The organism is Cohnella thermotolerans DSM 17683 (genome assembly GCF_000429825.1).
GTDB classification, from domain to species: domain Bacteria; phylum Bacillota; class Bacilli; order Paenibacillales; family Paenibacillaceae; genus Cohnella; species Cohnella thermotolerans.
The window spans coordinates 139,529-151,214 of record NZ_AUCP01000006.1; the positions used below are offsets into that span (position 1 = coordinate 139,529).

Genomic DNA, 11,686 nt, shown 5'->3' on the forward strand with positions numbered 1-11,686 from the left:
CTCGTTTTCCTCCCTGTCGGTCCGCGCGCCGACTGGGCGAGCGGACGGTATTCAAATCTCTTCGGCCGGAACGACGAAGCTCGCGTATGGCTCCAGTCGGCGGCCCTTAAACGTCCTCACCTTATCCGTATGATTGAGAACAAACCAAATTTGTTTATTTCCGGCGTTTCGGGCGTACACTTCCACACCCGGTTCGCTTTCAATATGCCAAATTTGACGTGTCTTGACAATGGATCGGGCGATTTCGTTCAAAATATCGGAATCGACGCCTCCGCCGATGTAATAGACAACGCCGTTGCCGTAGACATTGCGGGTAACCGCCGCTTCCGGGAAGAAGACGGAATCGTGCCGGTATAGCGTCTCGGCCGTCGTCGGTCTCAGCAAGTCGCGCCACACCTCGCAGACGCCGGACGTTGTGCTGTCGGCGGAGACGATCGGTTCGCGGCGCCCATTCGCCAGCGCTTCTCCGGCATGAATGGTCAAGCCGCACATATCCGCGACGTAACCCGGCATTTCCATGCCGAAATGCAGGTTGTTGTCCCGATCCCGGATCCCGGTTCGGAACGAGAACACTACCGTTCCCCCTTCCGAAGCAAAGCGGGCAAGCCGCTCTCCGAGTTCCCGGTCGATGATCTGCAGCGCAGGCACGAGGAGCACTTTATACTTGGAGAAATCCCGCGTCGCCGGGATGACGTCGATATGGCAATTCAGCGAATGAAACGGCGTATACAGCCGCAGGAGCTCCTTCGTGAAATCGAACGCCTCGCTTTGCCGCTGAATGCGCCAGGACCAAATATTGTCGTAGTCGTACAAGACGGCGATGTCCGAACGGATCTCCGATTGCAGTGCTTCGCCATAGGGAGTGATCTCCCGGAACACGGCGCGCACTTCCTCATACTTGGACCCGCGCCGGTTGTCATGATCCACGATGCCCATGCAGAATTGCTCCGCGCCGCGGTTCATCGCCCTCCAGCAGAAGTAGAGCATGTCCGTGCAGCCGTGGGCGAACGCCTGCATCGACCACATCTTCGCCTGTCCCGGACGAGGCAGATAACCGATGACATCATGGCCTTGCGCGCCCATCAACTCTTCTACGATCCAGAAATTCTTGTCTTTTAACCCGCGATTGAAATCGTGCCCGAGCGCGATATGCGCCGGCGTGATCGGTTCCGCCAATCCTCCCCAGACCGGGTAGTTGTCATACGACATGAAGTCGAACGCCTCCGCCTGCTCGGCATGGTCGAACCACTTGTCGAAGAACCCGCCCGACACGTTCGTCGTCACCGTCTGATGCGCCCCTTTGTTCTCTCTGACGATGGCGGCCATCTCCTTCGCAAAGCTGTTGAGAGAGTAGGAGCGGAACCGGGCCCAATCGAGCCGCAGCGCCGGATTGTGCGTCGTGATCGTAGCCGTCGGAATCGGAATCTCGTCGAAACGGTTGTACGTCTGTCCCCAGAAGATCGTCCCGTACGTCTCGTTCAGCGCTCCGATATCGCCCTCGAATTTTCGCTCCAGGAACCGTTGGAAGGCCGTGTGGCACTGTTCGCAATAGCACATGTCGCTTCCTTCGTGCCCAAACTCGTTGTCCACCTGCCAGGCGACGATCGCGGATTCGTCGCGGTAATGCCGGACGAGCTTGGCGGTGATCCTTGCCGCATACCGGCGATATTCCGCGGAATTGAAGCAGTACTGCCTCCTTCCGCCGAAGGCGCGCGGCCTGCCGTATTCGTCCTTGGACAGCACCGAAGGGTGCTTCTTCGCTAGCCATGCCGGGAACGTCGCCGTCGGCGTGCCGAACATAACCGCGAGTCCCTTGCTCTTCAATTTCCGGATAACCCCGTCAAAAAACGAGAAGTCGAATTGTCCGTCCACCGGCTCCATCCGGTGCCAGGCGAACTCCCCGATGCGCACCATGTTGGCGCCAAGGCCGACGATGCCGTCCAAATCCTCTTCCATCAGCTCTTCCGGCCAATAGTCGGGATAATAATCCACTCCCAAATACATGCTGTCTGCTCCCTGTCGTTATTCTTTGACCGCGGTGCCGAGCACCCCGGAGATGAAATGCCGCTGCAGCAGCAGGAAAAATACGATGATCGGGCCAGTGGCGATCGTGACGCCCGCCATGACCTGGCCGTAATCGATACGCGACAAGCCGAACAAGCTCGACAACGCCACCGGCAGCGTGTACATCGACTTGGAGGACGCCGCGATCAGCGGCCACAAGAAGCTGTTCCACTGGTACATGAACAGGAAGATCGCCGTGGCGGCCAGCGCCGGCTTCACCGACGGAAGAATGATGCTGGTGAACAGCTTCCATTCCCCCACGCCGTCGATCCTGCCCGCTTCCATCATGGCGTCCGGAACGGCCTGCATGTTTTGCCTCATGAGAAATATCGCGAACGGATACGCCAGGTTTGGCAAAATGAGCGCCTGATACGAGTTCAACCAGCCCCAGGCGGCCATCATCTTGAACAGCGGAATGACGAGCGCGTGGAACGGCACCATCATCGACAGCAGGAAAGCGGAGAACAGCGCGTCGCGCCCTTTGAACTTGAATTTGGCGAACGCGTAACCGGCCATCGTGCAAATCATAAGACTTAGCGCAGTGTAGATCGTAACGACAATGAGCGAATTCGAGACGACCCGTCCGATGTCGATCGCTTTGTCGAGATTAGAGATATTGTCCCATAGCTTGGCTCCCGGCTTCAATATCGGCGGCTTAGCGAATACTTTCCCGCTCTCGTTCGTCGCCGAAACCGCCGCCCAATAGAACGGGAACAAGGACACGATCGCGCCTAACGCCAGCAGCAGGTAGACAAGTACGTTCGTGCGCAGCGTTCTCATGCTTTTTCCTCCGTCCATTTAAATTGGATGAACGAGACGACGGCAATCAGAACGACGATCACATATGCCAGCGTCGAAGCGTATCCAAAATCGAAATAACGGAAGCCCGTCTGATACAGGTACATCCCGATCGTCAGCGTGGCGTCGCTGGGCCCGCCCTTCGTCAGCGTATAGGGCTCGTCAAAAAGCTGCAGCGTTCCGATCGTCGAGAGAATCGCCGTAAAGAGGATTACGGGCTTTAACTGCGGAATGGTAACGGCAAAAAATTGCTTGAACCGGCCGGCTCCGTCCAGACTCGCTGCCTCGTACAGGGATTCGGGAATATTTTGCATGGCGGCCAGGAAGATGACCATGTTGTAGCCGGTCCACCGCCAGGTCATCGCCAGAATCAACGCGGCCTTCGCCCATATCGGATCGGACAGCCACGGAATCGCCTTGATGCCCAAAGCGCCGAGGAACTGGTTGATCAGCCCGTCCTCCATGAGCATGATGGAGAAAATGATCGAGTACGCGACGAGCGACGTCACGGCCGGCATGAAGAAGGACACGCGAAAAAGGCCTTTCCAGCGTTTGATCGAGTTCAGCATCGAAGCGAGCACGATCGCCCCGAACAGCATGATCGGAACTTGGACAACGAGAAGAACAAATGTATTTTTTAGCGCCGTAAAGAAGATATCGTCGCTGAATAATCGACGGTAGTTGTCCAGACCGGCGAAGGTCATCTCCCCGCCCTGTGACGTCTGGAAGCTGAGAAGAAAAGAATATAAAATCGGATAAACCATAAAAATGGCGAACAGAACGATCGCGGGGGTCAAGAATAGGTATGGGATATAGCTCTTGGTTCTCACCTTAGGCTCCTCCTTGCAGCTGGCTCGGTGATGGAAACAGGAAGAGATTTAGGATCCTCTCCTAAATCTCGTTCCTGTCGTGCCGCGATCCGATTAGTAGTTGTTTACGTTGCGCTTCGTCCGGCTCTTGAGACTGTCTGCAGCAGACTTCAAGGCTTCCTTGGCGGATTGGCCCATGAACACGTGAGCTTGCGCCTTGACCGCTTCGTCCATGGCGATCGCATAGTCCTTGGTGTAGTAAGGCGTCGGAATGCTCTTCATTTCGTCCGCGAACAGCTTCCAGATCTTCTGTCCGCCGAAGAAGGCGACGTCGGATTGGAAGATCGGCTGCGAGTACGTGGAGAGCAGAGACGGGAACAACCCGTGTTTTTCCATGGCCATTTGCTGAACCTCAGGCGTCGTGGCGAAATATTTCGCAAACTCGAATGCTTCGTCGGGATGCTTCGTCGCGGAGGGAATCATCCAGCTCGAGCCGCCTAGGTTCGCCGCTCGGTTGCCGCCCTTCTCGAACGCCGGAAGCTGGATGACGCCCCATTTGCCGTTCGTGTCTTTCGCCTGATCGATAATAGTGCCGTAATACCAAGCGCCGAACGGAACGGTGGCCACGGAGCCGTCGACCGTAGCGGATACGGTTCCATCCCAGCCGTTGACGTCTTTCACGAGATCGGCGTCCCCAAGCTTCTTGAGGGTATCGAGCGCTTGAACGGCCTTCGGGTTGTTAAAGTCGATATTGCCGTCTTTGTCGAAGTAGAATACGCCGAGCTCATTGAGCATCATGCGGAAATTGGCGTCATCCTTGAATTTGTCGGCCGGCAGCAGGTATGCGCCGGTTTTTTCCTTGATCGTCTTGCCCGCGGCGATGAAGTCGTCCCACGTCTCGATGCTTTCCGCTTTAACGCCGGCTTTGTCGAAAATGTCCCTGCGGTAGAACAGACCAGTCGGGCCCGCGTCGAACGGCAGTGCGTAATAAGAGCCGTCTTTGGAAGTCAGCTGCTGTTTGAACGCCGGAAAGTCCTTGCCGTCAAAGCCTTTATCGCTCAAATTCAGAAAACCTTTTGGGAACGCATCCAAATATCCCTGAATGCGGTCATCCTCGACAAGCACGATATCTGGAAGCCCTTGGCCGCCAGCCGCAAGACCCGTGGACAGTTTGTCGTATACGTCCAGGCGGCCCATGTCCTCGACTTTAAGCTCGACGTTAGGGTGGTCTTTCTTATACAATTCCATTGCGTCGTTCAAGGCGCCGACATTGACGTTCCATGCCCATGCCGACAAGGTCACCTTGTTCTCGTCCGCCGCTCCGCTTCCGGAATCGGAAGATGGAGCGGCATTGTTGTCATTCGAGTTGCCGCACGCTCCCAAGACAACGGATGTGGCCAGCAGCAGGCCGATACCTTTGGAAAGCTTGTTCATTTCGTGTTTCCCCCTCATTTTTGAAAATTGGATTGAAAACGCATCCACAACCATCCTTATCCTAGCTAAATATTAAGTAAAAATCAATACTTTTTTAGTTAATATTTACCCAAGGATAGACGTCTCTTTTTTCGCGATGTTTGAGGTAGATTTCGGCCGCCGCCAAGTTAACTCCGAAGCTTGCCGCTTTTATGATAGAATCGGTCTAACGACGCGCAAGAGGAAGGAAGACGAACGCCATGAACCATCAGCAATTGATCGACGCGGGGTTGAGCTATCCGGGAACCAGTCTCCGGTATCCGTTCGATCCGGAAATGCCGGTGCTGTACGTGGGGAACCGAATGTTCGCCCTGTTGGGCGTCAGGGAGGACGGGGAGAGCGTCAATCTGAAGACGTCGCCGGAGGAAGCGTGGCTGCAGCGCGAGACGTACCCCGGAGCCGTGCTTCCCGGCTATCACATGAACAAGCGGCACTGGAACACCGTTCTGCTGAACGGAAGCGTGCCGGACGAAACGATCCTGCAGATGCTGGAGGATTCGTACCGGCTTGTGCTGGACAACCTTCCGAAAGCGGTGAGGGAGTCTCTGGCCTGGCGGGCCCCCTAGCCGCCTGGATACTCGTACGAGCGCCCGTGGAGGGCGCCTTTTTCCGCAACGAGTCTTGACAAATGACCCTCTATATTCGTTGTACATACAAAATCGTAAGAGGAGGTGCCCGCCTTGGACGATGGCTTCCTGCAGACGTGCCTGTTTTTTACCGCCAACCGATTGGGACGCGCCATCACCAAGATGGCCGAAGAAGAATTCGCGCCCACCGGGCTCAGTCCCATGTACGGCTATCTGATCCGTCTGGTCGCCGGTGCGCCGGGCATTTCCCAGAAGGAACTGGCTGAGAAGCTGTCCATTACGCCCTCCACGCTCACTCGATTCGTCGATAAGCTGGAAGCCAAACGGCTGGTCGAACGGAAAGGGCAAGGCAAGACGGTGCTCGTGTACCCGACGAAGAAAGCGGAGGAACTGTTGGAATCGATCCGCCAAGCCTCCCGAAATCTGCACGATCGGTACGAGGCTCTCTTGGGCGCAGACGCGGCCAAGCGATTGACGGAGGACTTGAACGCTTCCAGCGCGCTGCTGGAGCGGCATTAATTTTTTGCGGATTTATATTTTGTATGTACAAACAAAATAAAACGAACGGAGTGAGGGATCCTTGGAAGCCGACAAAAGAAGAGCGAAATTTCATTACGGGTGGGTTGTTCTGGCCGTTACCTTCGTCACCTTGCTCGTCTCGGCGGGTATCCGGTCCATGCCCAGCCTTTTTATGCTTCCGTTCGAAAAGGATTTCGGCTGGAGCCGCGGGGGAATCTCCAGCGTCGTCTCGATCGGGATCTTCCTATACGGGCTGGCGGGTCCCTTCTCCGCCGCGGTGCTCCTGAAGTTCGGCATTCGCCGGGTGACGGTCGCTTCCTTGGGGACACTGGCAGCCGGCCTGACCGCCACGCCTTGGATGCAAGCTCTCTGGCAGTTCGAGATCCTGTGGGGCGTCGTATCCGGACTCGCCACGGGAATGATGGCGAACGTCCTCGGCGTTACGGTTGCGAATCAATGGTTCGTCAAGCGGAAAGGACTTGTGGTCGGCGTTCTGACCGCCAGCGCGGCAACGGGGCAGCTGCTGTTCCTTCCCATGCTGGCCGGGATTACGGTTCAGTCCGGCTGGAGAACCTCCGTTTACACGGCTGTCGCCGTCATCGTCGCGCTCATGGTTCTCGTTGCCGTCTTCATGCGGAATCATCCCTATGAGATCGGAGCCGCTCCATACGGTTCGGAGGAGAAGACCAAGCCGGCGGCGTTCCAAGGAGACATCTTCGCGGCGCCGCTTCTCGCGCTGGGCGAAGGCTTGAAGAACAAGACGTTCTGGCTGCTCGCCGGCACCTTCTTCTTCTGCGGCTTTTCGACGAACGGCCTGATCGGCACGCATCTCATTCCCGCCTGCGGCGACTATGGCATCATGGAAGTGACGGCGGCCAGCCTGCTCGCCTTCATGGGCATCTTCGACCTGTTCGGCACGACGTTCTCGGGCTGGCTGTCCGACCGCTTCGACAGCCGCTGGCTCCTGTTCTGGTACTACGGCCTTCGCGGTCTGTCGCTGCTCTACCTGCCTTACGCGCTCGGCTCCGGCCCGCTCAACCTGATCGTCTTCAGCGTCTTCTACGGGCTCGATTGGATCGCGACCGTGCCGCCGACCGTCAAGCTGGCGACCCAGGAATTCGGCAAGGAGAAATCCGGGATGATCTTCGGCTGGGTCGTCGTCGCCCACCAGATCGGCGCCTCCGTCGCCGCCTACTCGGCGGGAGCCATGAGACAATGGCTCGGTTCCTATACGGTTCCGTTCATGGCCGCCGGCATCGTCTGCCTGTTCGCTTCGCTGATGGCGATTCGCATCTCCAAGACCGGAGCGGCGCTTCGGCGAGCCGAAGCCTGACGCCGCATTCCGCGCTCACCCGGCTTCCCGTCCCGCCCGGATTTGCTTGCTGCGGAGCTGCCCGCAGGCGGCGTCGATATCGGCGCCGTGCTCCAGGCGGACGCTACAGCTGACGCCCTGCTTCTTGAGCGTATCGAAGAACGTCCGGATCGATTCCGGTTCGCTTCTCTGGTATTGGCTATGTTCGTCCACCGGATTATAGGGAATCAGGTTGACGTTGACGAGCGGACGCCGCCGGTCGCCGATCAGCTCGGCCAGCTCCAGCGCATGCTCCTTCCGGTCGTTGACGTCTTTGAGCAGAATGTACTCCAAGGTCAATCTGCGGTTCGTGCGCTCCAGGTAATAATCGATGGCCGCCATCAGCTTCTCGATCGGTATGGCCCGGTTGATCTTCATGATGCGCGTGCGAAGCTCGTTGTTCGGCGCGTGCAGAGATACGGCCAGGTTCACCTGCAGGTCGCTGTCCGCGAACTCGCGGATTTTATCCGCAAGACCGCTGGTGGACACGGTAATGTGGCGGGGCCCGATGGCCAGCCCTTTGGACTCCTTGATGACCCGGATGAAATCCGCCATGTTGCCGTAATTGTCGAAAGGTTCGCCGATGCCCATCACGACGGCGTGGCTCACCTTCTCGCCGCGGCCCGCCCGATCCAAATGAAGCTGAACTTGCATAATCTGCTCCGTGATCTCGCCGGCGGACAAATCCCGGCTCTTCGCGAGGAGGCCGCTCGCGCAGAAGCTGCAGCCGATGTTGCAGCCCACTTGCGTCGTCACGCACACGGACAATCCGAATTTGTGCCGCATCAGCACCGTTTCGATCAGGTTGCCGTCCTTCAGCCGGAACAGAAACTTGATCGTCCCGTCCGCAGACTCCTGCCGCGTATGCTCGCTCAGCGTGGAGATCGCGAAATGCTCGGCCAACGCCTCCCGGCAGGATGCATGCACGCCGATCATGTCCTCGAACGCCGTCGCCCGCTTCCGGTACAGCCAGTCCCATACTTGCAGCGCCCGCGACTTCTTGTGGCCGCACTCTTCCAGCCAGGCGGTCAGCTTATCTAAAGTCAATCCGTAAATGGATTCCCGTTCCATTTCCATTCCTCGTTTCACTAGCAAACTTAACGTTCTTCTCTTTTGCGATTCGCTTCTTATTGTCCCAGAGTTAACGTGATTTAACAAGTTCCGGGGGGCCTCCCCTTCCGTCCTTCCTGAACGGGACGCCCGAGAATCCCGACAAAAGCGCAAAGAAACCGCTGCGCGCCGCGGTTTGTGCTTTTCTCCGCTTCTGTTTATCTCGCCGTCCAAAGCCGGACAACCCGCTCCGCGCAATCCGCGAGAAGCCCGTAAGCACCCCGCATCGCCTCTTCCAGCGCCATCGGCCCGTTCACGATGGAGAACGCGCTGACGACGCCGTGCCGGTACATCGACTCGACGCCCCGTCCGAGCGCCCCCGAGAGGAGGATGACGGGAATGCCTGCTTTCTCGGCCGCCTGGGCTACGCCGAACGGCGTTTTCCCCATCTCCGTCTGGTCGTCGCTCTGCCCTTCGCCGGTCAGGACCAGATCGGCCCCGAGCAATTTTTCTTCCAGCCGACTGGCCTCGATCACCAACCGCACTCCCTTCTGCAGCGTACCGTTCAGAAAGGCGACAACGGCCGCGCCCAGACCTCCCGCCGCTCCCGCTCCCGCCAGATCGCGAACCGGCCGGTGCAATTGCCTTTCGATCACCTCAGAGAAACGGTACAGATTGCGGTCTAACGCGGCGACCATGTCGGGGTCCGCGCCTTTCTGCGGCCCGAACACCGCGCTTGCCCCTCTCGGTCCGCATAACGGATTGTCCACATCGCAGGCGGCGGTGAAGACGCTCTCTTCAATCCGGGCATCGAAGCCGCTCAGGTCGAGGCGATGAAGACGGTCGAGGCTCCCTCCGCCGAGCGGCAGCTCCCTGCCGTCCCGATCCAGCAACCTGGCCCCCAGCGCCTGGATCATGCCGGCCCCGCCGTCATTCGTTGCGCTTCCGCCCAAACAAACAATAAAGCGGCGGCAGCCTTGGTCCAGGGCGTCCCGGATCAACTCGCCCGTACCGTAAGTCGAGGCGATCAGCGGATTGCGGCGTGAAGCCGGGATCCGATAAAGCCCCGACGCTTCGGCCACTTCGATGACGGCCGTCGCTTCGTCCTGCAAAATGCCGTATTTCGCCTCAATCAGTTCCCCAAGCGGGTTATGAACGGTCGCGCTGCGAATCCGGCCGTTCATCGCGCCGACCAGGCTTTGCACGGTGCCTTCGCCTCCGTCCGCCATCGGCACCCGAACGATCTCGGCGTCCGGAAGGACCCTTCGTATTCCTTCCTCCATGGCCCGGCAAGCCTCGGTCGCGGTCAGACTTCCCTTGTAGGAATCGGGGGCAAGCACGATTCTCATCTTGTTCCTCCTTCGAGAACAATACAGAAATTAATTAATTTGATGGAAAATAGAGGAGATAGCAAAATATTGTAGAATTCCATTTTTTATCGAAATGCAGCCGCTAGTTCGGTCATTAATGGGGGGGACTATGAAGTACTCGCGTTTTCCATTCACAATGCGATGGATAGCCATCGCATGTTTATTTGCCGTTTTCCTGCTGCCGAGGCTGGCCCACGCCGCGAATGACACGTCGGTCATTCGGGACTGGAAGGTGCAGTGGATTCCGGAGCAAGCCGTATCGGAAGCGGTCCCCTCCTCGACGAGACCGTGGATCGAGTCCGGCGCGGACCGTCCCTTCACGGTTCTCCCCGAAGGCATGCGGGGAATGTGGGTCCGCTTCACCGTCCCGCCCACCTCCGGCTGGCAGCGGCCGGGTCTGCTCGTCGATCGGCTGTACGGGCTCGATCTGTCCGTGTACGAAGACAACAAGCTGCTGTATGATTCGAAACGCGATTTTATATTTGATTTGAACAAGCTGCTGGTGCCGATCGACCAATACGCCGTGCCTAAGGAAATTTATGTTCGGATCCTTTCCTCAACCGAACGCGTCGGGTTCATTAGCAGCGTCCATATAGGCAACTTTGAAGCTTTGTCGAAGCGGTTTCTGTTGAAGGATATGCCCGACCTGCTGCTTGGAACCTCGATTGTTTTATTATCGCTTATGATGCTGCTCTGCTCCGGCTTCTTGCATCGGACACAAAGGAGCTCCTGGATATCGCTTTGTCTGATCGCACTGACGATGGGAACGATCATTATCGCGTATTCGCCTCTGCCTTATCTTTATTTTCGGCCATTCGGCAAATTTCTTCTATTGCTCTTTGATCTGTCGCTGTTCATTATGGTTCCGGCGATCAATTATTACGTCGATCAGGTCTTTGAAGGTCAGTTCCGTCTTTTTACGAAGTTCCGGCATTGGCAGGCAGGCTACTGCCTCCTCTGCATGATCTGCCTTATTGTTTATTTAGCAGCCGGCAACCGTTTTTACAGCGTTTATTATGTATTGACTACCGCCATTTTAGGGGCGTTTATTCTCGTGCAACTTGTCTTCATTATCCTCTTATCCGTCCTCTATGCCAAGAAGGGCAACAAGAATGCGGTGCTTTTATCGTGCGGCATTATATTTCTCGCGCTTATGGGGACGGTCGACTTGATCTTATATTTCTTGACCGGCAAGAGATATGTGCTCTATCTATGGAAATTCGGCATTATCGGCATGATGATGACGCTTGTCTTGATCCTCGCAAGACGAATTTCGGCCGATTATGGGAAGCTCTTAAACTATTCCAAGGAGCTGGAGTTGTATAATTAGGGCTTGCTGAACAAGATCAATTTAAGCTGCTCCCAACGCATGAGCCTAGACCGTGATTTTCTTTGCGGTTTTCATGCAAAAAATCGGACGGAACGCAATGAATCTGAAAAAAGAGAAAAAAAGAACCCGCAGTCGCCGTTCCAGGTTCATAACCAGAAACTGGATAGCGATGACAGTTAAACTTGTATGAGCACCGCGGGAGCAAATTCGGCCCAAACCCAACTTGCGTTTGCCTTCGCCGAACTTTCCTTCGATCGCATTGCGCTGTGCAGCGTCTTGCTTCTCTTGCTTTCGATCATCGGCGTCACGTTGTTCTTTGGATGGCCTGCCAAGCT

11 protein-coding genes are annotated in these 11,686 nt (G+C 56.8%); 4 read left to right on the plus strand and 7 right to left on the minus strand.

The genetic code is table 11. The annotated features are described in order from the left end of the window. Positions 1-51: 51 nt before the first annotated feature. The 4 genes from G485_RS0103525 to G485_RS0103540 form a co-directional block, all read right to left on the minus strand. On the minus strand, positions 52-2,004 hold the full coding sequence (locus G485_RS0103525) for a beta-galactosidase (RefSeq protein ID WP_027091404.1): 1,953 nt from the start codon (positions 2,002-2,004) through the stop codon (positions 52-54). Between the two features lie 18 nt (positions 2,005-2,022). Further along, positions 2,023-2,844 (minus strand): carbohydrate ABC transporter permease, encoded by an 822-nt coding sequence (locus tag G485_RS0103530; RefSeq protein ID WP_027091405.1) that lies wholly within the window; start codon positions 2,842-2,844, stop codon positions 2,023-2,025. Then, positions 2,841-3,692, minus strand: coding sequence for a carbohydrate ABC transporter permease (locus G485_RS0103535; protein ID WP_027091406.1), 852 nt, complete (start codon positions 3,690-3,692; stop codon positions 2,841-2,843). Before G485_RS0103535 ends, G485_RS0103530 begins: the two co-directional genes overlap by 4 nt. 93 nt (positions 3,693-3,785) lie before the next feature. After that, positions 3,786-5,105, minus strand: coding sequence for an ABC transporter substrate-binding protein (locus G485_RS0103540; protein WP_027091407.1), 1,320 nt, complete (start codon positions 5,103-5,105; stop codon positions 3,786-3,788). A gap of 239 nt (positions 5,106-5,344) precedes the next feature. On the opposite strand from G485_RS0103540, the gene G485_RS0103545 reads away from it, so the two are divergent. The 3 genes from G485_RS0103545 to G485_RS0103555 all read left to right on the plus strand — a co-directional run bounded on the left by G485_RS0103545 (position 5,345) and on the right by G485_RS0103555 (position 7,583). Beyond that, positions 5,345-5,710: an MmcQ/YjbR family DNA-binding protein gene (locus G485_RS0103545; protein ID WP_027091408.1), complete on the plus strand. Its 366-nt coding sequence runs from the start codon at positions 5,345-5,347 to the stop codon at positions 5,708-5,710. A 105-nt stretch (positions 5,711-5,815) separates the two neighbouring features. Further along, complete coding sequence (locus G485_RS0103550) at positions 5,816-6,250, plus strand: MarR family winged helix-turn-helix transcriptional regulator (protein WP_420805718.1); 435 nt, start codon at positions 5,816-5,818, stop codon at positions 6,248-6,250. A gap of 61 nt (positions 6,251-6,311) precedes the next feature. Continuing rightward, a complete protein-coding gene (locus G485_RS0103555; protein ID WP_027091410.1) occupies positions 6,312-7,583 on the plus strand; it encodes an MFS transporter in 1,272 nt (423 codons plus the stop codon). Between the two features lie 15 nt (positions 7,584-7,598). On the opposite strand, the gene rlmN is transcribed toward G485_RS0103555, so the two are convergent. Further along, the gene (rlmN, locus tag G485_RS0103560) at positions 7,599-8,672 is read right to left on the minus strand and encodes a dual-specificity RNA methyltransferase RlmN (RefSeq protein WP_027091411.1); all 1,074 of its coding nucleotides are present in this window, start codon (positions 8,670-8,672) and stop codon (positions 7,599-7,601) included. A gap of 197 nt (positions 8,673-8,869) precedes the next feature. Then, positions 8,870-10,000, minus strand: coding sequence for a glycerate kinase (locus tag G485_RS0103565; RefSeq protein ID WP_027091412.1), 1,131 nt, complete (start codon positions 9,998-10,000; stop codon positions 8,870-8,872). 157 nt (positions 10,001-10,157) lie between these two features. Between G485_RS0103565 and G485_RS0103570 the strand changes: the two genes are divergently transcribed. Continuing rightward, positions 10,158-11,351 (plus strand): hypothetical protein, encoded by a 1,194-nt coding sequence (locus G485_RS0103570; protein ID WP_027091413.1) that lies wholly within the window; start codon positions 10,158-10,160, stop codon positions 11,349-11,351. Positions 11,352-11,396: 45 nt separating this feature from the next. On the opposite strand, the gene G485_RS24925 is transcribed toward G485_RS0103570, so the two are convergent. After that, a partial coding sequence (locus tag G485_RS24925) for a transposase (protein ID WP_156922089.1) occupies positions 11,397-11,686 on the minus strand: 290 nt, incomplete at its 5' end.